The sequence below is a fragment of the Halorussus limi genome, from assembly GCF_023238205.1.
Classification (GTDB): Archaea; Halobacteriota; Halobacteria; order Halobacteriales; family Haladaptataceae; genus Halorussus; species Halorussus limi.
In genome coordinates this window covers 2,340,107-2,366,189 of sequence record NZ_CP096659.1, presented here as the reverse complement: position 1 = coordinate 2,366,189, position 26,083 = coordinate 2,340,107, and the positions used below count along the sequence as shown (strand labels likewise).

At 69.7% G+C, this 26,083-nt stretch carries 25 protein-coding genes; 16 read left to right on the top strand and 9 right to left on the bottom strand.

Features of this window, described 5'->3' with window-relative positions:
• Window positions 1–35: 35 nt before the first annotated feature.
• From M0R89_RS12255 to M0R89_RS12225, 7 genes are all read left to right on the top strand, one after another.
• Window positions 36–500 (top strand): DUF7283 family protein, encoded by a 465-nt coding sequence (locus tag M0R89_RS12255; RefSeq protein ID WP_248649372.1) that lies wholly within the window; start codon window positions 36–38, stop codon window positions 498–500.
• Window positions 481–894: a DUF7285 family protein gene (locus M0R89_RS12250; RefSeq protein WP_248649371.1), complete on the top strand. Its 414-nt coding sequence runs from the start codon at window positions 481–483 to the stop codon at window positions 892–894. The genes M0R89_RS12255 and M0R89_RS12250 overlap by 20 nt, the downstream gene beginning before the upstream one ends.
• The gene (locus tag M0R89_RS12245; RefSeq protein ID WP_248649370.1) at window positions 891–1,427 is read left to right on the top strand and encodes a DUF7284 family protein; all 537 of its coding nucleotides are present in this window, start codon (window positions 891–893) and stop codon (window positions 1,425–1,427) included. Before M0R89_RS12250 ends, M0R89_RS12245 begins: the two co-directional genes overlap by 4 nt.
• On the top strand, window positions 1,424–4,546 hold the full coding sequence (locus M0R89_RS12240; RefSeq protein WP_248649369.1) for a DUF7286 family protein: 3,123 nt from the start codon (window positions 1,424–1,426) through the stop codon (window positions 4,544–4,546). Before M0R89_RS12245 ends, M0R89_RS12240 begins: the two co-directional genes overlap by 4 nt.
• Window positions 4,547–4,633: 87 nt before the next feature.
• On the top strand, window positions 4,634–5,068 hold the full coding sequence (locus tag M0R89_RS12235; protein WP_248649368.1) for a DUF5791 family protein: 435 nt from the start codon (window positions 4,634–4,636) through the stop codon (window positions 5,066–5,068).
• 184 nt (window positions 5,069–5,252) lie between these two features.
• A complete protein-coding gene (locus M0R89_RS12230) occupies window positions 5,253–6,140 on the top strand; it encodes an SDR family oxidoreductase (protein ID WP_248649367.1) in 888 nt (295 codons plus the stop codon).
• A gap of 70 nt (window positions 6,141–6,210) precedes the next feature.
• Complete coding sequence (locus tag M0R89_RS12225) at window positions 6,211–7,398, top strand: DHH family phosphoesterase (RefSeq protein ID WP_248649366.1); 1,188 nt, start codon at window positions 6,211–6,213, stop codon at window positions 7,396–7,398.
• A 24-nt stretch (window positions 7,399–7,422) separates the two neighbouring features.
• On the opposite strand, the gene M0R89_RS12220 is transcribed toward M0R89_RS12225, so the two are convergent.
• Both M0R89_RS12220 and M0R89_RS12215 read right to left on the bottom strand, forming a co-directional pair.
• Complete coding sequence (locus tag M0R89_RS12220) at window positions 7,423–9,870, bottom strand: DUF5059 domain-containing protein (RefSeq protein ID WP_248649365.1); 2,448 nt, start codon at window positions 9,868–9,870, stop codon at window positions 7,423–7,425.
• A 60-nt stretch (window positions 9,871–9,930) separates the two neighbouring features.
• Window positions 9,931–10,611 carry a hypothetical protein gene (locus tag M0R89_RS12215; RefSeq protein WP_248649364.1) on the bottom strand — a complete coding sequence of 227 codons (681 nt, stop codon included), beginning with the start codon at window positions 10,609–10,611 and terminating at the stop codon, window positions 9,931–9,933.
• A gap of 132 nt (window positions 10,612–10,743) precedes the next feature.
• Here M0R89_RS12215 and M0R89_RS12210 point away from each other — a divergent pair, with 132 nt between their 5' ends.
• Entirely contained in the window at window positions 10,744–11,832 is a 1,089-nt protein-coding gene (locus tag M0R89_RS12210; RefSeq protein ID WP_248649363.1) for an aldo/keto reductase, read from the top strand.
• A 40-nt stretch (window positions 11,833–11,872) separates the two neighbouring features.
• Here M0R89_RS12210 and M0R89_RS12205 read toward each other — a convergent pair whose 3' ends face one another.
• Complete coding sequence (locus tag M0R89_RS12205) at window positions 11,873–12,064, bottom strand: hypothetical protein (protein ID WP_248649362.1); 192 nt, start codon at window positions 12,062–12,064, stop codon at window positions 11,873–11,875.
• A gap of 128 nt (window positions 12,065–12,192) precedes the next feature.
• Between M0R89_RS12205 and M0R89_RS12200 the strand changes: the two genes are divergently transcribed.
• The 3 genes from M0R89_RS12200 to M0R89_RS12190 all read left to right on the top strand — a co-directional run bounded on the left by M0R89_RS12200 (window position 12,193) and on the right by M0R89_RS12190 (window position 15,794).
• Window positions 12,193–13,389, top strand: coding sequence for an MFS transporter (locus tag M0R89_RS12200; RefSeq protein ID WP_368408872.1), 1,197 nt, complete (start codon window positions 12,193–12,195; stop codon window positions 13,387–13,389).
• Between the two features lie 63 nt (window positions 13,390–13,452).
• Window positions 13,453–14,556, top strand: a complete 1,104-nt coding sequence (locus tag M0R89_RS12195) for a glycosyltransferase family protein (protein WP_248649360.1) — start codon at window positions 13,453–13,455, stop codon at window positions 14,554–14,556.
• A gap of 104 nt (window positions 14,557–14,660) precedes the next feature.
• Entirely contained in the window at window positions 14,661–15,794 is a 1,134-nt protein-coding gene (locus M0R89_RS12190) for an ArsA family ATPase (RefSeq protein ID WP_248649359.1), read from the top strand.
• Between the two features lie 96 nt (window positions 15,795–15,890).
• On the opposite strand, the gene M0R89_RS12185 is transcribed toward M0R89_RS12190, so the two are convergent.
• The 4 genes from M0R89_RS12185 to M0R89_RS12170 form a co-directional block, all read right to left on the bottom strand.
• A complete protein-coding gene (locus M0R89_RS12185) occupies window positions 15,891–16,733 on the bottom strand; it encodes an SDR family oxidoreductase (protein ID WP_248649358.1) in 843 nt (280 codons plus the stop codon).
• Window positions 16,734–16,901: 168 nt separating this feature from the next.
• Complete coding sequence (locus tag M0R89_RS12180) at window positions 16,902–17,726, bottom strand: endonuclease V (protein WP_248649357.1); 825 nt, start codon at window positions 17,724–17,726, stop codon at window positions 16,902–16,904.
• 24 nt (window positions 17,727–17,750) lie between these two features.
• The gene (locus M0R89_RS12175; RefSeq protein WP_248649356.1) at window positions 17,751–18,680 is read right to left on the bottom strand and encodes a rhomboid family intramembrane serine protease; all 930 of its coding nucleotides are present in this window, start codon (window positions 18,678–18,680) and stop codon (window positions 17,751–17,753) included.
• Window positions 18,681–18,789: 109 nt separating this feature from the next.
• Complete coding sequence (locus M0R89_RS12170; protein ID WP_248649355.1) at window positions 18,790–19,479, bottom strand: class I SAM-dependent methyltransferase; 690 nt, start codon at window positions 19,477–19,479, stop codon at window positions 18,790–18,792.
• Window positions 19,480–19,684: 205 nt separating this feature from the next.
• Between M0R89_RS12170 and M0R89_RS12165 the strand changes: the two genes are divergently transcribed.
• Genes M0R89_RS12165 through M0R89_RS12155 form a run of 3 tightly spaced genes read left to right on the top strand, consistent with a single transcriptional unit; the run spans window position 19,685 to window position 22,378 of the window.
• Window positions 19,685–20,122, top strand: coding sequence for a DUF5788 family protein (locus M0R89_RS12165; protein WP_248649354.1), 438 nt, complete (start codon window positions 19,685–19,687; stop codon window positions 20,120–20,122).
• 4 nt (window positions 20,123–20,126) lie between these two features.
• Entirely contained in the window at window positions 20,127–21,866 is a 1,740-nt protein-coding gene (locus M0R89_RS12160) for a DNA polymerase/3'-5' exonuclease PolX (RefSeq protein WP_248649353.1), read from the top strand.
• Window positions 21,867–21,868: 2 nt separating this feature from the next.
• A complete protein-coding gene (locus M0R89_RS12155) occupies window positions 21,869–22,378 on the top strand; it encodes a Mut7-C RNAse domain-containing protein (protein WP_256478325.1) in 510 nt (169 codons plus the stop codon).
• A gap of 8 nt (window positions 22,379–22,386) precedes the next feature.
• Here M0R89_RS12155 and M0R89_RS12150 read toward each other — a convergent pair whose 3' ends face one another.
• Window positions 22,387–22,536 (bottom strand): hypothetical protein, encoded by a 150-nt coding sequence (locus tag M0R89_RS12150; RefSeq protein WP_248649352.1) that lies wholly within the window; start codon window positions 22,534–22,536, stop codon window positions 22,387–22,389.
• Between the two features lie 64 nt (window positions 22,537–22,600).
• Window positions 22,601–23,602: a cell division protein CdpA domain-containing protein gene (locus M0R89_RS12145; RefSeq protein WP_248649351.1), complete on the bottom strand. Its 1,002-nt coding sequence runs from the start codon at window positions 23,600–23,602 to the stop codon at window positions 22,601–22,603.
• 369 nt (window positions 23,603–23,971) lie between these two features.
• Between M0R89_RS12145 and M0R89_RS12140 the strand changes: the two genes are divergently transcribed.
• On the top strand, window positions 23,972–24,412 hold the full coding sequence (locus M0R89_RS12140) for a hypothetical protein (RefSeq protein ID WP_248649350.1): 441 nt from the start codon (window positions 23,972–23,974) through the stop codon (window positions 24,410–24,412).
• 338 nt (window positions 24,413–24,750) lie between these two features.
• The gene (locus M0R89_RS12135) at window positions 24,751–26,046 is read left to right on the top strand and encodes an MFS transporter (protein ID WP_248649349.1); all 1,296 of its coding nucleotides are present in this window, start codon (window positions 24,751–24,753) and stop codon (window positions 26,044–26,046) included.
• Window positions 26,047–26,083: the final 37 nt, after the last annotated feature.

Below are 26,083 nucleotides of genomic sequence, written 5' to 3'. Positions count from 1 at the left end.
GAGCTTTAAATCCGAGGACGGGACGAACGCGGGCCATGTTCGACGCACCAGTCGAGACGTGGTACCTCTGGGTCGGCCTCGCGCTGGCCAGCACCACCGCAGTCGGCGTCGCGGCGACGCTCCCGCGCGCACCGCCGCCGGACGCCGCGAGCGCGGCCGCGACCGTCGATTCGGTCGCCGCGAGCGCCCATCCGACGACCGGCGTCCACCCGCTGGCGGTCGAGGCCGCTCGAATCGGCCCGTACCGACTCTGGCTCAGGGACGGCGGTACGACCGGCCACGCGACGTTCGCCTACGGCCCCGTGACGCCGGTCCGGCGCGACACAGCGCTCTGGGACGTGCTTCGGGGGACGCCGCCCAAGCGGGCGTTCGGAACTCCCGCCGAGTTCCGGCGGGCGTCGGCGGCGGCCCGCGACCGGACGCCCGAGTGGCGCTCGCGCGAGCAGTTGACCGTGCGTCGAGTCTCGTGGGAGGGCGTCGATGTCACGTTGGTCGGGTAGCGAGTCGGCGTCCCGAGCGTCGAACCGCGCGCAGGTCGAACCCGTCGCGGCGCTGGTGGCGGTCTTCGCGGTCGGCGTCGCGCTCTCGGCCTACACCGGCGTCCTCGGCGCGACGCTCCCGACGCCGGACCGGAACCTCGCCGACCCGACCGTCGAGCGAGCGAAGCGCGCGACGACCGAGACCGGCGTCGCGGACCCCGAGGCGCTCGCCGCGGGCCTGCGCGCCGGTCCGGAGGGCTACCGGCTGAACCTCACGCTCCGCGCGGCCGGGCGGTCGTGGCACGCCGGGCCGACGCCGCCCCCGGGCGCCGACGCCGCCGCCCTCTCGGTGAGCGTCCGCGTCGCGCCGGGGAGCGTCCGCCCCGGTCGCCTCCGGGCGGAGGTGTGGTCGTGAGAGCCATCAGCACGGTCCTCGACGTCTCGCTCTGCCTCCTGCTGGTCTCGGCGAGCGCGCTGACGCTCGCGGGGACGCCGATGTCCGAGACGCGGAACGAGTCGGGAGCAGGTCCCGCGACCGCTCCGGACGCCGCCGACGAGGCCGCGACGGTACTGGCGACGAGTACCGCGAGCGTGACCTACCGCGCTCCGTCGTCGGACGCGGCCGCCGCGGGCGTCGGCGACCCGGAGAACCGGACGGTCCACGACACGCTCGCCGGACTGCTCGCCGGCGCAGTCGCGGCGAAGGCCGGACCGGACCCGGCGACCGACTTCGCGCGGGCCGTCGCGGCGCGAGTCGGCCGGGCGCTCCATCGGTCGGGAGGCCGCGCGCAGGTGGTCGCGCGCCGCACGACCGCCCGGACCTCTGGGAGGTCGGTGGGGTCCGGCCGAGTCGTCGCCGGTCCCGCGCCGCCGCCCGACGCCGACGTGTACGCGGCCGCGTTCTCGGTCCGCGGGGTCCGCCTGACCGTCAGGACGTGGTCGCGATGAGACTGGCCGAGGACCGGCGCGGCCGGGTTCCGTTCGCGCTCGTCGGCGTCGTCCTACTGGTCGCGAGCGCGGGCCTCAGCGCCTCGCTGGCTGGCGGGCCGACGCCCCGGACCGACGACTCGGTGGGCGTCGCCGTCGAGCGCGCCACCGCCGCGACGAACACCGCGCTCCGGGATGCGGTCGCACGCGCCGGGCGACGGGCCGCCAGCGCGCCGGTGACGGCGGTCGCGAACACCACTGCGGGGCGCGCGCTGAACGACTCGACGCCGTTCCGCGACGCGCTCCGTCTCCGAATCTACCTCGCGGCCCGCGAGAGTCTCGGCGAAGTCGGCGTGCGGACGGGCGGAAGCGGGTCGGCGGCGGTCAGCGCTTCGGTCTCGCTCCCGGCGATTCGGAACGCCTCGGACCTCCGGGCGGCCAAGCGCCGGGTCGAAGTCGACCCGGCCGGGGCCAACGGGAGCGCCGAGAACGCCGGACTCCGCGTCCGAATCCGGAACGTCACCGTCACCGCGACCCGCGACGGCCGGGTGGTCGAGCGCGAGCGACTCGCGCCCGAGTTGGTCGTCGCGACGCCCGCGCTGGCGCTCCACGAGCGCGTCGAGCGGTTCGAGTCCCGACTCGACCGCGGTCCGCTCGCGCCCGGCCTCGGCCGCCGACTCACCGCGCGACTCTACGCCGTGGCGTGGGCGCGGGGTTACGCCCAGTACGGCGGCGCGCCGGTCGAGAACGTGGTGGCGAACCGCCACGTCGAACTCGCGGCGAACGGCGCGCTCCTGCGCGAACAGCGGGCCGCCTTCGGCCGGACCGACCCCCGGGCCCGGCGCGCGGTCAGGTGGGCGACCGCCAGAGTCGGCGCGACGGACCTACTCACGGCCGCCAACGCCCACTACGGCTCCGCTCGAACCGACCAACTGCTCGCGGCCGCGAGGGACTACCAGAAGCGCAATCCGATGCCCGGCGGGGTGACGAGCGGGAACCCGACGGACTCTCGCGAGACCCGGCGTTCGCTCCGCGTCGGCGTGAACCGGACCGCGGACCGCGCGTTCGCGGGCCTCGTGACCGGCGCGAACGGGACCGACCTCTCCGGCGTTCTGCGCTCGGCTTACGCCGCCGACGCGCGCCTCGTCGCCGCGGTCCGAGAGGTCGAGAGCGAGGCCCGGCCCGCGCCCGAGTCGCCGGGCGCGAACTGGACGCTCCGGTCGAGCGAGGTCCGGACGAGGACCGCAGTGGAGTCCGGCGTCGGCGACCTTGCGAGTGCGCCGACCCTCGGGACTCCGGAGGGGCGGCACCTGCTCGGTGCCGAGTCGCGCCGAGTCGTGCGAACCCGAACGCTCGTCGCCGAGTGGACCCGAGAGGGCGGGGCTCGCGGGAACGGAACTACCGGTTCCGAGACCCGCAGAACGGTCCAGCGGTGGACCGAGACGTTCGCGGTGCGGGTCGGGGTCGCGGGCGACCACGACGCGAACTCCGAGTTCGCCCCCTCGCGGCCGGTGTCGGGCGTCCACGAGCGCGGCGGCGCGCTCGGCGGGCCGAACCTCCGGGACCTGTCGCAACGGGCGACCGAGGAGTTGGTCGAGTCGCGCGGCGGGTTCGACGCCGCCGCCCGTCGGGCGGTCGCCGGAACGCTCGACACTCGGCCCGAACGGGTCGCGGGTCGGCGGCCGGACGGACTCCGACGGTGGGTCTACCGGGACCTCGTCGGCCTGCGCGAACGCGTCCGGAACCTCTCGGTGACGGTCGCTCGGCGTCGGGCGGTCGGCGGTCCGCCGCCGACCGCCGAACTCGCTCGGGCGGTCCGGAGTCGGCGCGCGGCGCTCCTCGACGCGCCCGGTCGCTACGACGGCGCGGCCGACCGGGCGCGGGTCGCGGCGCGGGCCGCGTACCTCGACCGAGTGGTCGCGCGATTGGAGTCGCGTGCCGACCGCGAGGAGCGGACCCGGAGCGGCGTGAAGGACGCGCTCGCCGACGCGGGGGTGTCGCTGGACCGCGTCCGCCGGATTCTGCGCGCCCGAACGACGCCGGAGACTTCGCCGCCGCGACCCCTGCCCGCCGACGGGCCGGGGAGCGCGGTCAATCTGAGCGTGTCGGGCGCACCGCCGTACCTCACGCTCGCGGGCCTCGACCACGAGCAGGTCGCCGCGATTCCCGCTGGCGAGGAGAAACGTCCGCTCGCGGCCCGGAACCTGAACGTCTTCGCGGTCCCGTACGGCGACGCCGCGGAGTCGGTCGCCGCGGCGGCGGTCGGCGACGGCGGGTCTGGCCGGACCGACCTCCGGACCGCCGCGCTGGCGCTCCGGGCCGCGAACCGCACGTTGGCCGAGGCGGACAATCAGAGTCTGGCGCGTCGGCGGGACGCGCTCCGGCGGTCGCTCGCGGCGTCGATGCGGAACGTCCGCCGGGAGTTGGTCGGCGGGTTGGCTCTCTCGCGGTTCGACCTGAGCGCGGCCGAGCGCCGGGCCGCGGTCGAGTCGGCGCTGGCGCGGTGGAACACGACCGCCGGGCGGGCGCTCGCCGTGGCGAACGGGACGGCGGGCCGGGCCGTCGCGGCGGCCGTGGTCCGCGGGCGGCCCGCGCTTCGGCGACCCGACCGGCGCGACTGGGTCCGCCTGCGCGCCGAGTTGGCGGTCGAATCGGTCCGCGAGCGAGTCGCCGGACCGACGCGTTCGACGGTGAACGAGACCGCGAGCGTGACCCGACAGGTCGCCCGGACGGCGCTCAAGCAGGCGGTGGCGAGCGGACTGGCCAACGCGACCGAGGTCGCCAGCAAGCGGTGGTTCGGCGAGGCCTTGGGCGCAGTCCCGGCCGGGTTACCGGTCGCGCCGGTGCCGGGCTACTGGTACGCGACGCTCAACGTCTGGTCGGTCGAGGTCCTGGGCGAGTACGCCCGCTTCGCGGTCAGCGCGCCGCAGGGGCCGCCCGGCGAGTCGGTGACCTACGTCCGCGAGTCGGCGACGGTGAGACTCGACTGGGACGGCGACGGCGAGTCGGAGGTCGTCGGGCGCACGACGCCGGTCGGCTTCGAGACCGAGACGGTCGTCGCGGTGGTCGTGCCGCCCGGTCCGCCCGGGGTCGGCGACCGAGGCGGAAACCGAGACGAGACTTCGCCGGGGTGGCCCTGAGAGTCGCCTCCGCGAGCGGACGTCGGTCTCGCGACCCGCTTCTATCGAAGTGAAACCCCTTTCAATCCCGGGACCGTCGGTTCGACCATGATTTACGACGACATCGAGGACCCCGAGTCGACCTCCCCGGAGGAGGTGCGCGCGAACTACGTCGCGGACCTCGCCGCCATCGTGGACGAACGCGGCGTCGATTCGGTCGCCGAGGAGACCGGCGTGGACCGCGAGACGCTCGAAGCCGTGGCCGACGAAGACGCCGGGGTCGCCGACGAGTTGACGCTGGAGGACGCCGCCGCCGTCACGGCGCTGGCCGACGACGCTCCGCCGGCGGACGCCGTCGTCGCCGAGGTCCGGGACACGCTCCTGATGGGGATGACCACGGCGGTCCTCGACGTGGACACCATCGCGGCCGAAATCGACGATTTGGACGGCAAGCAGGTCCACCAGAAGGTCGAGGGGCGCGCGCCGATGACGCTCGCGGAGTACGCGACGCTCCACCACCTCATCGCGAGTCGCCAGCGGTAGCGGATTTTCGCGGCGTTTCGGTCGGCGTCGGTGTTTTCGCCGCCTCGGAGTTCTGTTTCTATCGTTCTCGGAGACACATGTATACCCATCTCTACCAAATACAGACCTGTCCCTACCAGGTACAGACCTATCTCGGACTGGCTTCGTCGGGGGAGTTATCCCGGCCACGCCCCAACGTCGGCGCATGCACGTGGCGATACTCGGATGCGGCTACGTCGGTCTGGAACTCGGTCGCCAGTTGACCGAGGCGGGCCACCGCGCGGTGGGCGTCCGGCGTTCGGACGACGGCATCGCCGAGATAGAGGACGCGGGCTTCGAGGCGGTGCGGGCCGACGTGACCGACGCCGACTCGCTGGCCGGGGTGCCCGACGCCGACGCCGTGGTCTTCGCGGCGAGTTCCGGCGGGCGCGACGCGGCGGCCGCCCGCGAGGTGTACGTCGAGGGGTTACGCACCGCTATCGAAGAGTTCGGCGGGCGCGACGACCCGCCGGAGCGACTGGTCTACACGTCCAGCACGGGCGTCTACGGCGACCACGGCGGCGACTGGGTCGACGAGGAGACGCCCCTCGACCCCCGGACCGACAAGACCGAGGTGCTGGCCGAGGCCGAGCGCGTGGCACTCGAAGAGTCTCGGAACCACGGCATCGACGGCACCGTCGCGCGCCTCGCGGGCATCTACGGACCCGGCCGGACCCGACTACAGCGGTATCTGGAGGGACCGGTCACGGAGGGCTATCTCAACATGATTCACCGCGACGACGCCGCGGGCGCGGTCCGGTTCCTGCTGGACGAGGACCTCGCGCGCGGCGAAGTCGTGCTGGTCGCTGACGACGACCCCGTCTCGAAGTGGGACTTCGCGGACTGGTTGGCCGACGAGTGCGGGGAGCCACGCCCGCCCAAGCAGACTACCGAGGAGCGACTGGCCGACGGCGACCTCTCGGAGCGGACCGAGCGCCGGATTCTGACCAGCAAGCGGTGCGACAACGCGAAACTACGGGACCTCGGATACGAGTTCAGCTATCCGACCTATCGGGAGGGATACCGTCGGGAAATCGCGTCGTACCGGAACTAATCGGCGCGAACCCCTCAAATTTCTATCTCTCGGGAAAATTTCTTGTTCGTCGGGGTTGTCAGTACGAGTCATGCAACTGCCGGTCGTCCCGGAACTCGGGGTTCGGGAGGTCGTTCAGGCCGCCGAGTCCTACGGTCTGAGTTCGCCCGAACTCGCGGGGGCCGCCGCTCTCGGAGCGATTGCCCTGCTGGCGTCGCTGTGGCTGGTCGTCCGCTGGATTCGGCGGCCGATGGGCGCCAAACTCAAGCGCGCGCTGGCAAAGCGCGACGAGGTCGCGGTCCTGATGCATCCGAACCCCGACCCCGACGCGATGGCCTGCGCCATCGGAGTCGCTCACTTGGCCAGCGAGGTCGGCACCGACGCCACCCTCCAGTTCGCCGGGCAGATTCGCCACCAGGAGAACCGCGCGTTCCGGACGGTCCTCGACCTCGAACTCGAACAGATAGACCACGTGAGCGAGGTCGCCGCCGAGGACGTGATTCTGGTCGACCACAACACGCCCCGCGGCTTCGAAGGGGCCGAGCGACTCGAACCCTACGCGGTCGTGGACCACCACCCCGGTAACGGGACCGGCGAGCAGTTCACCGACCAGCGCACCGACTACGGGGCCTGTGCGACCATCGTCGCCGAGTATCTGGAGGACGTTGGCGGCACGCCGGTCGGACCCGACGACGACGCGAACGCGGACGGCCTGACGGTGCCCTCCGAGGTCTCGACGGGCCTGCTCTACGGCGTCCAGTCCGACACGAAGCAGTTGACCAGCGGTTGTACCGACGCGGAGTTCCGGGCGGCGGCGTACCTCTACGAGGGCGTCGACGAGGACCTGCTCGACCGCATCGCCAACCCGCAGGTCAGCGCCGAGGTGCTGGAGGTCAAGTCCCGCGCCATCTCGGGGCGGGACGTTCGCGGGTCGTTCGCGGTCAGCGACGTGGGCCGAGTGAACAACGCCGACGCCGTCCCGCAGGCGGCCGACGAACTCCTCCAACTGGAGGGCGTGACCGCGGTGGTCGTCTACGGACGGCGCGACGAGACGGTCCACCTCTCGGGCCGGTCGCGCGACGACCGGGTCCACATGGGGAAGGCGCTCGAAACCGTCGCCGGCGATATTCCCGGCGCGAGCGCCGGCGGCCACGCTCGCATGGGCGGCGGACAGGTTCCGGTCGAGGGCGCGGCCTACGCCAACGGCGGCGAGGCCGCGATGTGGTCGCAGGCCGAACTCGCCGAGGACGTGTTCGCCGCGCTGAACGGCGACGTGTGAGCGGACGACCCGACCGGCGTCGCGCTATTCCACGACGATTTTTCCCTTCATCCCCGCGGCCTCGTGGGGAATGCAGAAGTACTCGTGAGTGCCTTTCGTCTCGAAGGTACGGACGAACGAGTGGCCCGACTGAACTGCACCGTTGCCCTTCTCCCACCCCGACTCGGCCTGCTTCTGTGAGTCGAAGTCGCCGGAGGCCCAGTACGCTGCGCCCTCCGGAATCCCGTCCTCGTAGGCCGTGACCGAGTGGGCCTCGCCGCCGGCGTGTTCGAAGGCCACTTTGTCGCCCTTCTGCACCGTCAGTTCGGCCGGGTCGAACGAGACGGCCTTCAGTTTCACGACGTGGTCGGCGTCGTCTGGCACGCCCTTCACGACGTTGGGACCGCCCTGCAGTTGCGTCTGGGACCCACTCTCGCTGCCGCCGCCGGACTCGCCCTCGCCGACCGGGGCTTTCGCCGGCGCTCCAGCGACGGCGAACTCCGCGCGGACCGAGGCCCGCGAGAACGCCGCGAGCGCGTCGGAGACGCCGCTCCCGCCTTTGAGCGCCCCGATTAGCCCTTCGAGTTTACCCTCGAAGCGCTCGTAGGCCTCGCGGTCGGCCTTCTCCAGCAACTCGTGGACTTTCGCCTCCTCGAACGCCGCGAAGGCGTCCTGCGCGACCGCCGCCGCCGCGCCGCCGAAGTCGCCGCCCGCGTTCGCGACGACCGCGTAAATCGCGGCCACGGCCTCGCCGTCGAACGCCTTCGCCTTCGCGTAGGCGTCGCCGTCTGACCCGCTCTCCGCAGCGCTCCCGACCGCGTTCAGGGCGCTCTCGAAGGACTCGTATCGCTTCTGGCCGGCGTGTTCCAGCGCCTCGTGGAACCCGCCCGCGCCCTCCTCGAAGTGGCGGAACGCCGACCGGACCACGGACTTCGCCCGACTCGACTCGCCGAGCGCAGCGAGCGCCGCGGCGTCGAAGACGCGGGCGCTCATCAGGCCGCTCTCGGCCGCGCTCACCTGCGCCGTCGACCCGGCCTGCGTCGCGAACTCGACGAGGGCGTCGCCGACGCCCGCGAAGTGAGTCGCGACCGCTTCGTCGTTCCCGTTCCGGAACCCCGGAATCAGTCCCTTCTGGAGGTGTTCGTGCTCGAAGGCCTCGTAGAGGTCCTCGCTGGTCCGTTCGAGCGTCTCGTGGAAGCCGAGTTGGTCCTTCTCGAATCGCTCGAAGAGGCCCTGCGCGAGGCCGGCCGCGGCCTCGCCGTCGCCGAGCGCGTACAGTTCGCGGGCGTCACCGAACCGCGCTCGGAAGAACGCCGCCTGCAGGACCGCGGCCTCGGTGTCGGTGGCGAGCGTCGAGATGCCCGCGCGGAGGTGCTTCTCGACGGTACCGGCCGCTTTCGCGGCGGCCTCCGCGTCGCCGTTCCCGGCGGCGGTGGCGAGGTCCTCCAGTCCGCCCTCGAAGCCCTCGTAGGCCTCGTGGTCGGCTTCTTCGAGCGCTTCGTGGGCTTTCGCGCCCTCGAAGTGGGCGAAGATATCCTCGGCGACTCGCTTCGCGTACTCGGACTTCCCGCGGGCGGTCAGCCACGCCGCGTCGTAGGCCCGCGCCCGGTAGCCGTTCAGCGCGGCGGCGTGAGCGAAGTCGGTCGAGGGGCCGCCAAGCGAGGCCAGCATCGAGGCGTCGTAGCCGCGGGCCTGCATCGCCGCGAGGTGGCCCGCCCCGGCCGCGCTCTCGCTGGCCGCGACCGCGTACGACCCCGTCGCGGCGGCGTCGAAGGCGGCGTTTGCCTCGTTACGAACGGTTCCGCCGGTTCCGGCCTTCGCGGCCTTCTCGACCGCTTCGACGGCACTCTCGAAGCTCTCGTAGCTCTCGGAATCGGCCGTTTCGAGGTCCTCGTGGACCGCGGCCTTTTCGAACTGCTCGTAGGTGTCGCCCGCGACCGTCGCCGCGGCGTCGCCCTTCCCGGCCGCGTAGAGCGACGAAGCGGTCGCGAGGCGCGTCCCGAAGAACTGGAGGTCGAGCGCGCGAGCGTTCTCCTCGCCGACGAGTTTCGTCTGGGCGGCCGAGAGGTGCTTCGAGACGAGGTCCGCCTCGACTCGCATCTCCTCGACGTTCTCGCCCGTCGCGCGCTCTCGGAGTTGGCCGAGCGCCTCCTCGAACTCCGCGTAGCGCTTCTCGCTGGTGGTTTCGAGGACTTCGTGGGCACCCCACTCGCCCGTGGCCCCCTCGAACTTCTCGAAGGCGTCGGCCGCGACTCCGGCCGCGGCGTCGAACTCGCCCGCGATGCCGAGCGCGAGCGCGTCGGCCGCCAGCGCCCGGTAGACGTTCCACTCGGCAGCGACGGCCAGTTCGGCCGGTTTCGGCGCGTCGCCGCCGCTTTGGTCGCCGGACGACCCCGGAGCCACAGATTCTAACTTCCCGCCGCAACCCGCGAGCGAGACGCCCGCGAACAGTGCGCTCCCCGCTTTCAACAGGTCTCGTCGATTAGTCGCCATATCGGTTTAGGTATACCTAAAAATAAAAAGCGTTCCGGTTTTGGTCGGCCTAAAACTCTGCTAACGACCCTCGCTCGGGTCTGAATCACTGTGGCGGAGGGACGCCGCGTAGAGCGCTGGCAGGCCGAGCGGGAGCGCCAGCACGCCGAACGCCGCCAGCGCGTACTTCGTCAGGTCGACTCCGCGGTACGCGAGCAGGGTCGCGACGAGACCGAGCACGGCGACGGCGTAGGCCGCGTTGCTCCACAGCGGAACGTACGACGAGCAGTAGAGCCAGCAGACGAAGGTGTAGGACGGCGCGTTCCACGACGCCGGGTAGAGCTTCGGCCAGAAGAACCGACAGTAGGTCGTGAGCGCGAACATCGCCGCGGTCGGGAGTCCGACCAGCCACAGGGTGGCGCTCCGTCCGCTCTCGGCCGCGTATCGCCCCGCGTACCGGCGATACCCGGCCAGAAACACCGCCGGGAGACAGAACACCCACAACCAGATACCGGCGGTGTAGGTCACCGGCCAGTGTTCGATTCGCGGTTGTGCGACCGGAAACCGAACCGAGGCGGGCAGCGTCGCCCACGGGAACGACGGGTCCGGCACGGGGTTGGTGACGAACGCGGCGAGGCACAGAATCGTCCCTGCCAGCAGTCCGTACAGACCCCAGTCGGCGTATCGGGCCAGCCAGCGCGGGAGTGTACCGTCGGGTGTGTCAGGCGCGTCGGGAGCGGAAGCAGTCGAACGCTCGAACACGACTGTTACGACACGCGGATGACCTATTGCAGTTTCCACTTCGAAACTGGCGATTTCGGACCCCGGGATTTGTGGAAACCGAACCGAATCGAATCCTCCGGTCTTATCCTGATAGAGCCGCTACGTTCGGGCATGGCCACCGACGACGGCACTTACGAGTACAAACTCCAGCACGGCGACGACTTCGGCCGGACCTACTTCCGCCTGTTCGACGGACTGGCCGTCTCGTCGCTCGGGGTCGGCACGTACCTCGGCGACCCGACCGACGAGGTGGACGCCCGGTACCGCGACGCCATCGCCACCGCGCTCGAGAGCGGCGTCAACGTCGTCGACACCGCCATCAACTACCGGTGCCAGCGGAGCGAACGCGCCGTCGGCCGAGCCATCGAGGACGCCGACGTGGACCGCGACGCCGTCTTCGTCTCCACGAAGGGCGGCTTCCTCCCCTTCGACGGCGAGCGACCAGAGGACCCCGGCGAGTACGTGAAGCGGGAGTTCGTGGACGCGGGTCTCGTCGAGCGAGAAGACTTGGCCCGAGGGAGCCACTGCATCGCGCCCGACTTCATCGACGACCAAGTGGACCGGTCGCTCGACAACCTCGGAGTCGACGAAATCGACCTCTACTACGTCCACAACCCGGAGACGCAACTCCACGCTCGCTCGCGCGAGGAGGTCTACGACCAGTTGGAGGAGACGTTCACCCGTCTCGAAGAACGGGCCGCCGAGGGCGACATCTCGAAGTACGGCGTGGCGACGTGGAACGCCCTCCGGGTGCCCCAAAGCGACGACCAGTACCTCTCGCTGCCCGAAATCGTCTCGCGCGCCCGGAAGGCCGCCAAGGCCGCCGAGAACACCGCGACCCACCTCCGGGCGATTCAACTGCCCTTCAACGTCTTCATGGCCGACGCCTTCACCGTCGAGTCCCACGAGGGGCCGGACGGCCCCCAGAGCGCGCTCTGGTTCGCCCACGAGGCGGGCCTCAACGTCTTCACCAGCGCCAGCATCGCGCAGGGCGACTTGGCCGCCGAGATTCCCGACGCGGTCGGCGAGCGACTCGAGGGCGACACGACGGTCCAGCGCGCCATCAACTTCGCCCGGAGCGCCCCCGGCGTTACCTCCTCGCTGGTCGGAATGAGCAGACCCGAACACGTCGAGGAGAACGTCGGGGCGGGCCGGTTCGACCCACTGGGCGCGGACGCCTTCGACGCCGTGTTCGAGTGAGCGCGCCCGTCGGTCCGCTTTCGCCGGTCCGCGTCTCGCGTTACCCGCCGGTCGTCCGCCAGCGCGGGGCGGTCGACTTCCACGACCGGTCGCACTCCGGACACGACCGCTCGGTTCCGTCTCCTTCCTCGGACCCCACCACGAGCGACTCCCGACAGATGCGACACGCGAATCGGCCCCGGGTGTCCTTGCCGACCTCGCCGTCCCAGAGACCGCGACGAATCGATTTCATGGCCTCCGAACTACGACGAGACGAATGAAAAGTGTAAGGGCCACTTCGCCGGATTCGGAAGGTTTGACTGTCCCCTCGGAATAGCACTCCGTGTGTCACGTGGTCGGGTCTTCGCTTCGATGTGTACGATGGTCTTCCTCGTCAACCTCGGTCGGGTGGTGTTCGCGCCGCTGTTGGAACCGCTGTCGGCGGCGTTCGCGCTCTCGGCGTCCACGGCCGGGTTGATAGCGACGCTGGCGTGGTTGGGGAGCGCGACGCCGCGAATCCCGACCGGCTACCTGCTGACCCGGGTCGAGCGCCACAAGGTCGTCCTCGGGACCGGCGCGGTGCTGGCCGGGTCGGCGGCGTTCATCGCGTTCGCGAACTCGGTGGTCATGCTCGCGGTCGGCGCGTTCCTGATGGGCGTGGCCAGCGGCGCGTACTTCATCGCCGCGAACCCGCTCATCTCGGAACTCTACCCCGAGCGCGTCGGCCGGACGCTCGGGATTCACGGCACCGCGAGCCAACTGGCCGCGGTCGCCGCGCCGCTGTTCGTCGGCGCGGTCCTGACGGTCGGCTTCTGGCGCGGCGTCTTCGGGAGCGTGCCGTTCGCCCCGTGGCGCGGCGTCTTCGTCATCGTCGCGGTCGTCGCGGCGGCCGCCACCGCGGGCTTCTACTGGACCGCCAAGCGGACCGAGATGCCCGCCGCCGGGTCGGAGGACCGCGCGCTCGTCGCCGCGGCCCGCAACCAGTGGCCCATCATCGTGAGCGGCGTCGCCATCCTCGGGATGGCCGGGTTCGCGTGGAACGGGCTGTTCAACTTCTACATCAAGTACGTCACCGCGACGAAGGGCATCGACGCCGGGACCGCCAACACGCTCCTGACGGTCGTGTTCGCCGCGGGCGTGCCCGCCTTCTGGGTCACGGGGCGACTCGCCGACCGCCTGCCCCACGTCCCGCTGATGCTGTCGATTCTGGGCGGGTTCATCGCCTGCCTGTTCGCGCTGACCGCGGTGCAGGGGCTGGTCGCGCTCGCGGTCGTCACGGCGATTCTGGGCTACGTCATCCACAGCCTCTTCCCCGCGCTCGACACCTACCTGCTCGACTCGCTCCCCGACGAGAACCGCGCGAGCGCCTACTCGGTGTACAGCGGGTCGATGATGATAGTGCAGGCCACCGGGAGCGTGGCCGTCGGGACGCTGGTGGACATGGGGTTCGCCTACGACACGGTGTTCCGGACGTTCGGCGGGGCGCTGGTCGCCGTGCTGGTTGTTCTGGTCGTCCTCTACGCGACCGACTCGCTCCCGACCGGCGGACGGGACCCGAGCGTGGCGCGCGGAGATTAGCGACGGTTCCCACCCGACCCGCTTCCCGTTGCTTTTCAACCCCTCCTTTCTAACCTCCGGGCGATGGAGTACGGACAGGAGCGAGTCGCCACGTTGCACGACCTGACGGGCCACGTGCCGGACGCGCCGACCGACCGCGCCGCGGTGGTCGTGCCGATGACCGAACGCGAGTACGCCGGACTCGCCGCCGAGCGCGTCCTCTCGGAACTGGAGTCGGTCGCGCCCGGCGAGGTGGTCGTCGCCCTGCGTGCGCCGCCCGAGAAGGTCGCGCCGTTTCTGGACTGGCTCGACGGGTTCGACCTGCCACTGTCGGTGGTGTGGTGCAACGGGCCGGACGTGACCGACCTGCTGGACGACTTCGGCCTGAACGGCGCGGCGGGGAAGGGCCGGGACGTGTGGCTGGCGCTCGGGGTCGCCGCCGCGCGCCGGGAGTACGTCGTGGTCCACGACGCCGACGCCAAGACCTACGAGGCCGGCGACGTCTCGCGCCTGTGCTACCCGCTCGCGTCGGGTTACGAGTTCTCGAAGGGCTACTACGCCCGCGTCGAGAACGGCACCCTCTACGGGCGGCTCTGTCGGCTGTTCTACGCCCCGCTCGTGCGGGCGCTCGCCGACGCCCACCCGGACGCGGCGGTGCTGGACTACCTCGACTCGTTCCGGTACGCGCTTGCGGGCGAGTTCGCCGCGACCGGCGACCTCGTGGAGTCGCTCCGGGTCGAGCGCCACTGGGGGCTGGAGGTCGGCACGCTCGGCGAGGCGTTCGCTCACGCGGGGTTCTCCGGCACCGCACAGGTGGACCTCGGCCGCTACGAACACGACCACCGGGCGGTGTCGGGACCGACCGGTCTCTCGGACATGAGCCGTCACGTCGGTCTCGCGCTCCTCCGAGCGGTCGAGTCCCACGGCGTGACGCCCGAGTACGACTCGCTGGCCGACCGCTACCGGGAGACCGCCGAGGAGTTCGTCGAGCAGTACGCGGCCGACGCGGGGTTCAACGGTCTCGACTACGACCGGGGCGAGGAGCGCGAGCAGGTGGACATCTACGCCGAGGCCATCGTCCCGCCGGAGGCCGACCGGCGGCTTCCGGCGTGGCGCGAGACCGAACTGACTCCCGGCGAGGTGCTGGAGGCCTCTCGGCGGGACGTGTCGGCGCTCCGCGGCGATTGAGGCCACGGCAGGCCGAGGACGAATACCCGAATCCTCTCGCGATTCGACCCTCGTAACGCGAAGGACCGACGAGTACACAAGTCCGGGCGGACAACCCTCCGACAATGAGCCAACTCGACGTCGAACCGGTCGAACACATCGACGAGACCGACCTGCCGAAGGGTGTGGACGCGCCCGAGTACGTCCTCTACGGTGGGAAAGGCGGCGTCGGCAAGACCACGATGGCGGCCGCGACGGGTCTGGCGAGCGCCCGCGACGGCACCTCGACGCTGGTCGTCTCCACCGACCCAGCCCACTCGCTGTCGGACACCTTCGGGACCGATATCCCGGCCGACCCCGAGCGCATCCGGGAGGACGTGCCGCTCTACGCCGCCGAAATCGACCCCGACGCCGCGATGGAGGCCGGCGAGGCGATGTTCGGCGGGGTCGCGGGCGGCACGGGCGGCGGGGACGGTGCCGACGCCACGGGCGTCGGAGACCCGGACGCGGGTGCGACGGGCGGCGACGCCGCCGGACCGATGGGCGGCCTCGCGGGGATGCTCGGGGGCGACAATCCGATGGACGCGATGCTCGGCGGGCCGATGCCGGGCGCGGACGAGGCCGCCGCGATGCAGAAGCTCTTGGAGTTCATGGACGACGCGCGGTTCGAGCGCGTGGTCGTGGACACCGCGCCGACCGGCCACACCCTCCGCCTGCTCGAACTGCCGGAACTCATGGACACGATGGTCGGCCGAATCATGAAACTCAAGCAGAAGTTCGAGGGCATGATGGAGGGGATGAAGGGCATGTTCGGCGGCGACGACGCCGACCCCGAGCAGGGGTTGGACGACCTCGAAGAACTGAGCCAGCGCATCGAGCGCCTCCGCTCGACGCTCCGGGACCCGAGCCAGACCGACTTCCGGGTCGTGATGGTGCCCGAGGAGATGAGCGTCTTCGAGTCCAAGCGCCTGCTCGGCCAACTCTCGGAGTTCGGCGTCCCGGTCGGTACCGTGGTGGTCAACAAGGTGATGGAGGACCTGACCGCCGTGGCGGGCGGTGGAGGTACCGACACGGAAGCGTTCGTCTCGCCGAACCTCGACACCTGCGAGTTCTGTCAGCGCCGGTGGGAGGTCCAACAGGACGCGCTCGCAGAGGCGCAGGAGGTCTTCCGCGGCCACGACGTGAAGCGCGTGCCGCTGCTCGCCGACGAGGTTCGCGGCGAGCGCATGCTGGCGCTCGTGGCGAGTTGCCTGGAGTGACTCCGGGCCGAGCTTCGAATTATTACATACTTCAGTTAGGTCCCGGTCGGCCCGCTCGCGGCCGCGGCGCTCGCGCGCCGGGCGGCCGAGCAGGACTCAGTCCCCGAGCGGATTCTTCGCCACGAGCGAGAGCGCGATTCGGTAGAACTTGTCGCGCAGTTTCGCGGGCACGAACCGCCCGAGCATCGCCACCTTCGCCACCTGTCCGACCGGGTAGCGGTCCGCGGGGTCCGAGAGGTTCGCGGCGTCGAGAATCGCCTCGGCGACTTCGCGAGGGTGGACCGCGCCGGGACCGCTACCGCCGACGGCCTCGGTGTCGTCCAGAATCGAGTAGAGCGTCTCGTAGGCGTCCGACCGCTCTAACCCCTCGATTTCGTCGCTCGCGCGCTCGGTGAAGGCCGTGTCGACGGGGCCGGGTTCGACCAGCACCACGTCGATGCCGTACTCCGAGACTTCGGGCCGGAGCGCGTCGCTGATTCCCTCCATGGCGAACTTCGACCCGTTGTAGATGCCCATGCCGGGCGTGGCGAGTCGGCCCGAGACGCTGGAGACGTTGACGATGGTGCCGGTCTGGCGCTGGCGCATGTGGGGCAGGACCTCGCGCACGAGGCGGTGGGGTCCGAAGACGTTCACCTCGAACTGGTTCTCGACGCTCTCGACGCGCACGTCCTCGACCGGGCCGAGTTGCGCGTACCCCGCGTTGTTCACGAGGCAGTCCACGCGGCCCTCCTCGTCTATCATGCGCTCGACCACGCGCTCGGCGTCGTCTTCGTCGGTCACGTCGAGCGACGCGATGTTGGCCCCGGCGTCGCCGAGCGACTCCACGTCGGCGGGGTTTCGGGCGGTGGCGTACACTTCCCACCCGTCTTCGAGGAACGCGTGGGCCGTCTCGCGCCCGATGCCCGACGAGCAACCAGTGATGAGAACGGTTTCGGTCACGGTTCCACTGTCGCGGCGCGGACAGTTAAATTTCGTCGCTCTCTGGTCTCGTCAGGGTCTCAGAAATGGCACTTCCTGTCACGGGTGAACTGATACGTCGGTCGCGTCGGAACTGCGGTGAACGTGTCCCCGGCGTTCAGTCGCGGTCTGTGACCCCGAGCGTGGGCGTCAGTCGCCGACGTCCGCTTTCATCTCGTCGGCAAACTGGTCGGCCAAGCGGGTCGGTTCGGGGAGCTTGTACCCCGCGCAGAGTCGCCCCACGAGGTCGGTCGCTGTGTCGGCGCTCGCGCGGTGGCCCGGACTCACGTAGAGGGGATTCACGTGGCGTTTTTCGGGGTTGTCGTACTGTCGGGACTGGTAGGCGTGGCCGATGACCGTTCCCTCGGGTGCGGTCACGCTGTCGTCGGCCTCGATGGCGACCCGCGCGCCCTCCGGCAGGTAACCGTCGAGCGACTCGCGGGGGCGACCGCAGAGCAGGTTCTTGGCGACGCCGACCGCGGGAAGGTCGAGCATGACGCCGATGTGGGTGGCGATGCCCGCCTGCCGGAAGTGGATGCGCCCGCTCCCGTCCACGACCGCGAGGTCCGGTTCGACCGAAAGCGCCTCGAACGCCGAGAGGATGGCCCCGCCCTCGAGGAACGAGAGCAGGCCCGGGATGTAGGGAATCTCGACCGGTTCGACCGCGTGGACGCGCTCGATCACCTCGCCGCCCCGCGAGGCGACGATGGCGCTGACGGCCTTCTCGCCGTCGGCGGCGAACGCTTGGTCCACGCCCGCGACGACGGGGGGTTCGGAATCGACGGTTTCGGCTTGCCCGGTCGTCTGGCCCAACTGTACCTGTTCGGAGTCGCTCGACTCGGCGCGGACCGCGGCCGGGTCGAAGTCGAACTCGTCTTCGAAGACCGCGGTCTCGGCGAGGTCGCGCTGGAGTTGCTCCATCTCCGACCGCGAGAGACTCGCGTCGGGCGCGAACTCGGGACGAACTGGCGTCATGCGAGAACAGAGGGGCGCGAGGGTTTAGAATCGTCCGCCCGGACCGCCCGGTCCCCTGCCGGGACCGCCGCCACCGCCGAGTTGGAGTTCCTGCGGGGCGCGCTCGCCCTCGCGCTTGAGTTTCGCGCCGTAGGCCAACCCGATCGCGACGCCCGCGAGGTGGGCCAACTGGGCGACTCCGCCCGCGCCGATGCCGCCCGTCGCGGAGACGAACACCGAGTATCCGACGAACAGCGTGGTCGCCAGCCACAGCGGCATGGGCAAGATGAAGTAGAGGTAGATGGTCAGGTTCGGGTTCAGGACGGTCAACACGCCCAGAATCGCGGCGATGGCACCGCTCGCGCCCAGAACCGGGGCGAGCAGGCCGGGGTTCATGAACATCGTCGCGACGACCTGCGCGATTCCGGCGACGGCGCCGCTGACGAGGAACAGCGCCGCGAACTTCTTGGACCCGATGCGGCGCTCGACCACCGGCCCGAAGAAGTACAGCACGATGGAGTTGAGCGCGATGTGGCCGAACCCGCCGTGGGAGAACACCGACGTAATCCACGGGTAGCCGTAGAAGATGTTCTCGGAGTTGAGCGTGAAGATGTTGTACCACGTTATCGACCCCGGCCGGATGCCGAGCAGGAACGGCGCGATGCCCCATTGGAAGGCGAACCATATCCACATCGCACCGAGGAACACGAACGTCATGTTGTTCCGGAAGTAGCCCAGCGGGCCGCCCGGTCCCGTGTTCACCCCGATGCGGTCGGTGATGCCTCCGGACCCACCGCGGTCGTTCACGCTATCGTCGAACCCGCTGTCGAACACGCCCTCCGGGTCGTCCCACTGGTTCAGTCCCGGACAGTCGTGACTCTCCGGTAGTCGATGGGACGAGCAGTAAGTGCCGCCGCACCGTCGGCACTTGTACGGCATGTTCTCGTGTTCGCCACACTCGTCGCACTGCGCCATTGGGGGAGTCTTTGGGGCCGGACCTGAAAGGGATTTGGGTCGTCGGCGAGCGCGGCGGGGCGACGGACGCCGAAAATCGGCGTGTCGAGAATCGTAACAGACGCCGCGTTCACTCGGACTTCCCGCCGCCGTACACCGCGAAGTTGTAGTACTGCCAGATGGACGTGACCGCGTCGAAGCCGGATTCCCGGAGCCAGACCAGTTGGTCGGTCAGCGTCGAGGGGTCGTCGTAGTCGTCGCTGGCCTCCCACTCGTCCATGAACTCGGACTCCTTCCACCCCTTCGAGCGGACCCAGTTCTCTATCATGTCCTCCGAGAGGGTTTCGAGGTGGGGCGCGTCGAACCGAATCACGTCGCCGTTGATGAACCACCCGCCGGGCGCGAGCGACCGGTGGATGGCGTCGAACAGGTCGCGCTTCCCGTCCTCGTCGAGGTGGTGGACCGCCAGCGACGAGACGACGAGGTCGTACTCGCCTTCCGCCCGCGGGTAGTCGTCGGGGAAGGCCCCGGATTCGAGAGTCACCCGGTCGCCGAACGTCTCCAGTTTGCGCTCGGCCTCTTCGAGCATCTGGTCGCTGTGGTCCACTGCAAGCACCTCGCTCTCGGGGAACCGCGTCAGGAGCTTCGTCGTGAGTTCGCCGGTCCCCGCGCCGAGTTCGAGGACGCTGACGGGTTCGTCTCGGTCGTGGGGCGGCGCGTTGAGGACGGTGTCGTGGAGTTCGTCGTACCGCGGCACGATGGCCTCGATACCGGGGTCGTAGACGCTCGCGTCCTCGAACACCTCTCCGGGCTTCTTCATGCCTTCCCCGTAATCACTCCGGGTACCTATGCTTTGAACCGAGTCATACCGCCACCCGGCGATTATTTCCGGGGCGCATGCTTCGGCAGTCGTCGCCCGTATCTGTGACGGGCCGTCGCGCCTCCGGAAACCGCGGTCGGCGACGAACGACGGCGCGGCGGGTATTCCCGGCGAATTTTTGACGCTGGCGGCCCGAGGGAGAGACGTGAAGGAGTACCAGCGCAAGCAACTGCTGGAGCGCGTTGAGCGCGAGGGCGCGACGGTCGGCGCGAACATCCCCGAGGCCATCGACGTGCAGGGCGAGTCGGTGGACCTCCGGGAGTTCGTCTTCGAAATCAAGCGTCGGGACACCGTCCCCGCGGGCGAACGCGAGCGAGTGGACGAGGCCAAGAAGAACCTCCGGCGCGAGCGCCTCCAGCGCCGACAACTGCTGGAAGAGGGCGACATCACCTACGAGGAGGGCGAGGACCTCGCGGCGGCCATCGTCGGCATCGACCGGGCGCTCAACGCCTTAGAGAGCCTCGGCCCGACCGACCTCGAACGCGAGAGCGAGGCCAAGGAGGCCGCCGACCAGAAGCGCTGGATGTCGTTCCTCAAGCAGGCGCTCGGCCGGGACGACGCCAACAACCGCGGACGATTATAGAGCCATGTCACGAAACGCCGAAGTCGCCGACTTACTCGAAGCGTACGCCGACCTGCTGTCAGCCCAAGGCGTCGACTACAAGCCGAAGGTGTACGAGCGGGCGGCCGAGAGCATCCGCGACTCGCCCGAGGACGTGGAGGAACTGGCCGCCGAGGGTCCCGAGGCGGTTCAGCGGATTCAGGACGTTGGCGAGTCAATCTCGAAGAAAGTCGTGGAGGCCGTCGAGACCGGCACGTTCGAGCAGTTGGAAGAGAAGCGCGCCGAGATGCCGGTCGAGATGGCCGAACTCACCAGCGTCGAGGGAGTCGGCCCGAAGACGGTGGGCGACCTCTACCGGGCGCTCGACGTGCGGGACTTAGACGACCTCGAGAACGCCGCCCGCGAGGGCGAGATTCGGGAGGTGTCCGGGTTCGGCGAGAAGACCGAGCAGAACATCTTGGAGGGCATCCAGTTCGCCCGCGAGTCGCAGGGCCGGAAACTGCTCGGCGACGCCCGGCCGGTCGGCGAGGCCGCCTTGGAGTTCTTCGAGGCGATTCCGGAGGCGGGCCGGTGCGAACTCGCGGGGTCCCTGCGTCGGTGGAAACCGACCATCGGCGACATCGACGTGCTGGTCGGGAGCGACGACCGGCAGGCGGTCATCGACGCGTTCACCGAGTGGTCGGAGGCCGACGAAGTCATCGAGGCCGGAACCGACAAGGCCAGCGTGCGCTCGGACGGCCAGCGCGTGGACCTCCGGGTCGTCGTACCCGAGGAGTTCGGGTCGGCACTGCAGTACTTCACCGGGAGCAAGGAACACAACATCCGGTTCCGGAACTACGCCATCGACCGGGGCTTCAAAATCAACGAGTACGGCGTGTTCGACGTGAGCGAGGTCGAGGACCCCGACGCCGGCCAACGAGTCGGCGAGCGGGTCGCTGGCGAGACCGAGGCGGGGATGTACGAAGCGGTCGGCCTGCCGTACATCGAACCCGAGATGCGCGAGGACCGCGGGGAGATCGCCGCCGCCGCGGACGGCGACCTGCCGGACCTCGTCGAAGAGGACGAGATTCGGGGCGACCTCCACCTCCACACCGAGTGGTCCGACGGCGGGTTCACCGTCGCGGAGATGGCCGAGGCGGCGGCCGAGTTCGGCCACGACTACATCTCCGTCGCCGACCACGCCACCGGGCCGGGGATGGTCGGCGGCGTCGGACTCGACGACGAGGAGTTGCGCGAGCAGTTGGCCGAGATTCGGGACCTCGAACCCGACCTCCCCGTCACCGTCTTCGCGGGCGTCGAGGCCAACATCGCCGAGGACGGGTCCATCAGCGTCGGCGACGACCTGCTGGCGGACCTCGACTGCGTGGTCGCCTCGCCCCACAGCAAACTGGAGGGCGACGCGACCGAGCGAATCATCGCCGCCATCGAACACCCGTGCGTGGACATCATCGGCCACCCGACCGGTCGGATGATACACCAGCGACCCGGCGTCGAGTTGGACATCGACGTGGTGGCCCGCGCCGCCGCCGACCACGGCACCGCCCTCGAAATCAACAGCAGCCCCTACCGCCTCGACCTCTGGGGGAGCGCGGTCAAGCAGGCCGTCGAGGAGGGCGCGACCATCGCCGTCGACACCGACGCTCACTCGCCGGGAGAGTACGAACTCGTCAGGTACGGCGTCCACACCGCCCGGCGCGGATGGGCGCAGGCCGACGACATCCTGAACGCCCGGGACGCCGACGGCGTTCGCGAGTTCCTCCACTGAGCATGACCGAGGACGCCTCCGCCGACCGGCGACCGTCCGCGGACGGGTCCCCATCCCGCCGCGCGCCCGCCGATACCCCGCTCTTGCTCGACGTGATGCTCGGCAAGTTGGCGACCTACCTCCGGATGTGCGGGTACGACGCGGCGTACGCGCTCGACCGGGGCGTCGAAGCGGATTCGAAACTCCTTGCTCTGGCGGAGTCGGAGGACCGCCTGCTCGTGACCCGCGACGTGGAGTTAGCTGAGCGCGCGGACGGCCTGCTCCTCGCGTCGAAGCCAGTGACCGACCAGTTGCGGGAACTTGCCGACGCCGGGTTCGCGCTCGAACTCTCGGAACCGGCGCGGTGCGCGGAGTGCAACGGCGAGTTGGTCGCGGTCGGGGAAGACGCCTCGACGCCGGAGTACGCTCCGGACTCCGCCGAGATTCGAGTCTGGCGGTGTCCCGACTGCGGGCAGTACTTCTGGAAGGGCAGTCACTGGGAGTCGGTCGAGGCTACGCTTCGAGAACTTTGAGTCGGGGACTACTCGGCGGTCGGGATGCGTATCGTCCGGTCGGAGGCGAACAGCGCGAATAGCGCGAACAGGGCGAACAGCGCCGGTTCGTTGGTCCACACGCCGAGGATGCCCAGTATCCCGAGGGCGCCGAGTCGGTTCACGCTGAATTCGAGCATACGGTACCGTCGTCGCTCCAGCAAAAGTTATCCTCTGCCGAACACGTTCACGGTCGCCGACGGGTTAGCCGTTCGGTTCCCACTCCTCGCAGGCGTCCATGTCGCTCATCGTGCGGCCGTAGAAGCCGCAGTGTGGTTGCATCCCCTCGTTGGTCCGGACGTACTGGAAGTGCTGGCAGTTGCCGCAGTAGGCGTCGGTGGTTCCCTGTCGGGAGCGGGCGGTCGCGTCGGCGTCGTCCAGCGGCGACCGGATGTCGTCGGTCGCGGTCCCGCCGTCGGACTGCGGGTCCGACGAGGCTCGCAGACCGAAGGTCTGCTCACCGCCGTCGCTGGTCGGGCGCGCGCCGCGACCGGAGTGGTTCGTCTGGGTCGGAGTCTCGCCGTCGGGCACGTCGCCCATGAACGCGACGCCGCCGAGACCGGTCTCGGTCGGGTCGGCGGGCACCGGTTCGGGGTCGTTGTCCGGGTCGCCGGCGGCCGAGTCCGCGAGTTCGGTCTGGAGCGCGCTCAGATTCTCGATGTCGTCGAACTCCTCCAGTTCGCCCTTCCGGACCTCGACGGTCCGGACCTCGCCCTCGTGGGCGACTTCGAGCGTGACGGTGCCGCCGGGGTCGTTGCGCGTCTTGAAGTTGACCACGGCGACGAACAGGCACCCGAACGTCACCATGACGCCGACGAAGTAAACGGCGACGACCTGAAGCGTGAGGTCCTCGGGACCGGGCGCGCCGGTCCACTTGTAGGGGTAGGCGTGGGCGAACAGCGCGACGCCGAGCGTCGAGATACCCGCGCCGATGGCGGCGGCCGCCCGGACGCGTTCGCTCGCGGGGAGGACGCTGAAGATGCCGACGAAGACGGCCGGGACGCCGAGTCCCGCCAGTATCCCGGCGGCTTTCCGGCCCTGCCACCACTCGATGCCGAAGGCCGATTCGACGCCCGTCGTGGCGAAGACGATGCCGAGCACGACGAGCAGCGCCCCGGCGGCGAACAGACCGACCCCGAGGTAGAGGAGTCGGACGTTACCGACCTCGCCGACGTTCTCCTCGTAGGCCTCCGCGAGGCTTGTCATGGGCGGACAATTGCACGCGAACAAGTAAACGTTGCGTCAGACGCCTGTCGGTCGTTCTGAGAGGTCGGACGGCCGCGAGAATCGTCGTCAGCGGGCGGTCGCCGCGGTGTGTACCGCCGGTTCGTGTCACTCCTCCGAAACAGGGCCAGGGGAGGTACGCACGGCCACTGTCCACAGACGCTGCCCGGCGGCGCCGTTCGCCGAGGCTACTTCCCGCCACCTCCCGACGCTGTTCGAGACTTCGCCGACCGCGGACCGGCGGTTCCGACGAGTCCCTCGCCGAGTCCGCTTCAGGGCATCTCGGCGTTCGACGCCTCGGACGCTTCCGAAGACACCACGTTTTTCCACTTCGGCCCCGAACCCCGAGTCATGGCAGACGACGAATCCAACGAGAACGCACCTGACGAAACGGAGTCCGAGGGCGAAGAGGGCGAGGAGAAGTCCTTCCGCGAGCGCGTCGAGGAGATTCGAGAGAAGCGCGCCGAGGAGGGCGAGGGCGACGCCGACGAGCGACGCGAGAAGATGGAAGAGATGATGGGCGGCGGCGGCCCTGGCGGGATGGGCGGCGGCGGCGGCGGTGGCGGCAACCCGTTCGCACAGATGATGAGCGGCATGATGGGCGGCGGCCCCGGCGGCGCCGGCCCCGGTGCCGGACCGGGCGGCGCCGGCCCCGGCGGCCGACCCGGCGAGAGCGAGTCCGGCGGCAACGAGGAACTCGTCCGCGAGGTCCGACAACTCCGCGACGAGGTCCGCGACGCGACCCGACAGCTTCAGCGCATCGCCGACGCCGTCGAAGGCCTCGACGACTGAGCGGTCGGGCGTCTTCCGAATCGCTCCGTCTCGTTTCCCGACGACTTTTTCGAGCTATACATCCGACTCGGAGACCCGGGAATAGTTAGGTAATACAATGTGGATGCGCGCCGAACGATACCCGTCAGTTCCGTCGCCGCCGCGCTGAATCTGTCGGGGTGTCTCGGCCGGTCCGGCGGTGGCGAGTTCGAGACGGTTTCGACCGAATAGCGGGTGTCAGCCAATTTCGGCGGCGTTTTCGCCACCCTCGTTCCGCTCTCGGCGGCGGAGTTCGACGCCGTCTGTTTCCGCGAGCCGTGGATTTATTACTGGGTCGTCTGCTATTTCGATTCGTAACAGTGGCCGAGTCGAGCGGCGGGTCGCTCCGCCTCTTCGGAAACCGCGAGTTCGTCGCGCTCGCCAGCACCGCGTTCGCCCGGAGTCAGGCGTACTCCACCATTCTCATCGCGCTGGGGGTGTACGCCAACATGTTCGATACCTCCGGTACCGTCGAGGGACTGTTCGGCACAGCGTTCGCTGCCGTACAGTTGCTCATCGTTCTACCGCTCGGCAGGTATATCGACCTGAAGGACGCCAAGCGGTTCCTGCTGGTCGGACTTCTCATCAACGTCGGTGTGTTCGTCGGCTTCATGTTCGTCTCGGCGGTCGAACACGTTATCCTGCTTCGAGCGATACAGGGTCTCGGTGCGAGCATCCTCTGGCTGACCGGCACCACCGTCGTCGGCGAAATCAGCCCCGACGAGTCGCGAGGGTTGTGGATCGGAACCTACAATCAGGTTGGCGCGTTTTCCAGTCTGCTCGGCGATCTCATCGGCGGTCTCCTCCTGCTGGTCTACGGTTTCAGTCTCACCTACGCCGTACTCAGCGTCTTCACCATCGGCGCGTTCGTTTCGGTGTACCTCTTCCTCCGAGATAATCCGGGCGGCCGGTCGGACCCCGAAGAGGCTACCGGCTACGAGACGCTTCGGGATCTGATGGGCCGCCGTGCGATAAAAGCGCTCGTCTTCTTTCGGGGCGCGTTTAGCGTCGGGAAAATGGCGGTCATTATCTTCCTGCCAATCTACGCTCAGACGAGGTTCGGCATCAACGAGTTCCTGACCGGCGGCATCCTGGCCGGCGGCAAACTCACCAAGACGCTCACGCAAGGCAAGGTCGGCGACCTGACCGACCGGTTCGGCCAAAAGCACCGGTTCATCCTCGCGGGCGCGCTGACCTACGCGCTCGGCACCGCGCTCATTCCCCTCGCCGAGTACGCCGACGGTTACGTCTCTGGCGTCACGCTCGCGGCACTCGGTCGGGAGATGGCGCTTCCGGGCGCGTTCTTCGTCCTCTTTTCGGCTTACGCGATTCTCGGCGTGGCCGACAGCCTCCGCCTTCCCGCGAGCATGGCGCTGTTCATCGAGGAAGGGGAGTACTTCGACGCAGTCGGGTCGAGTCTCTCGTTACGGTCCATCGCGTGGAAGGTCGGACAGGTCGGCGGCCCGGTGCTTGTCGGGGCCATCTGGGACGCCACCTCGGTTTTCGTCGCGTTCTGGACCGCCGCGGCCTTCATCGTGATTTCGTCGACCGTGTTCGCGTGGCTGTTCACGATAGAGTCCGCGCCGGAGCATGCAGTCACGCCCGCGGACGACTGACCGACGGTCGCCTCCGCTCGCCGGTCGGACGTCGGCG

Coding starts and splice junctions, on each gene's coding strand:
- M0R89_RS12150 (WP_248649352.1), bottom strand. CDS start 22,536: ATGCTCGAATTCAGCGTGAACCGACTCGGCGCCCTCGGGATACTGGGC.
- M0R89_RS12155 (WP_256478325.1), top strand. CDS start 21,869: ATGACCGAGGACGCCTCCGCCGACCGGCGACCGTCCGCGGACGGGTCC.
- M0R89_RS12225 (WP_248649366.1), top strand. CDS start 6,211: ATGCAACTGCCGGTCGTCCCGGAACTCGGGGTTCGGGAGGTCGTTCAG.
- M0R89_RS12205 (WP_248649362.1), bottom strand. CDS start 12,064: ATGAAATCGATTCGTCGCGGTCTCTGGGACGGCGAGGTCGGCAAGGAC.
- M0R89_RS12170 (WP_248649355.1), bottom strand. CDS start 19,479: ATGAAGAAGCCCGGAGAGGTGTTCGAGGACGCGAGCGTCTACGACCCC.
- M0R89_RS12220 (WP_248649365.1), bottom strand. CDS start 9,870: ATGGCGACTAATCGACGAGACCTGTTGAAAGCGGGGAGCGCACTGTTC.
- M0R89_RS12235 (WP_248649368.1), top strand. CDS start 4,634: ATGATTTACGACGACATCGAGGACCCCGAGTCGACCTCCCCGGAGGAG.
- M0R89_RS12240 (WP_248649369.1), top strand. CDS start 1,424: ATGAGACTGGCCGAGGACCGGCGCGGCCGGGTTCCGTTCGCGCTCGTC.
- M0R89_RS12250 (WP_248649371.1), top strand. CDS start 481: ATGTCACGTTGGTCGGGTAGCGAGTCGGCGTCCCGAGCGTCGAACCGC.
- M0R89_RS12140 (WP_248649350.1), top strand. CDS start 23,972: ATGGCAGACGACGAATCCAACGAGAACGCACCTGACGAAACGGAGTCC.
- M0R89_RS12195 (WP_248649360.1), top strand. CDS start 13,453: ATGGAGTACGGACAGGAGCGAGTCGCCACGTTGCACGACCTGACGGGC.
- M0R89_RS12255 (WP_248649372.1), top strand. CDS start 36: ATGTTCGACGCACCAGTCGAGACGTGGTACCTCTGGGTCGGCCTCGCG.
- M0R89_RS12210 (WP_248649363.1), top strand. CDS start 10,744: ATGGCCACCGACGACGGCACTTACGAGTACAAACTCCAGCACGGCGAC.
- M0R89_RS12180 (WP_248649357.1), bottom strand. CDS start 17,726: ATGACGCCAGTTCGTCCCGAGTTCGCGCCCGACGCGAGTCTCTCGCGG.
- M0R89_RS12190 (WP_248649359.1), top strand. CDS start 14,661: ATGAGCCAACTCGACGTCGAACCGGTCGAACACATCGACGAGACCGAC.
- M0R89_RS12230 (WP_248649367.1), top strand. CDS start 5,253: ATGCACGTGGCGATACTCGGATGCGGCTACGTCGGTCTGGAACTCGGT.
- M0R89_RS12175 (WP_248649356.1), bottom strand. CDS start 18,680: ATGGCGCAGTGCGACGAGTGTGGCGAACACGAGAACATGCCGTACAAG.
- M0R89_RS12200 (WP_368408872.1), top strand. CDS start 12,193: ATGGTCTTCCTCGTCAACCTCGGTCGGGTGGTGTTCGCGCCGCTGTTG.
- M0R89_RS12160 (WP_248649353.1), top strand. CDS start 20,127: ATGTCACGAAACGCCGAAGTCGCCGACTTACTCGAAGCGTACGCCGAC.
- M0R89_RS12145 (WP_248649351.1), bottom strand. CDS start 23,602: ATGACAAGCCTCGCGGAGGCCTACGAGGAGAACGTCGGCGAGGTCGGT.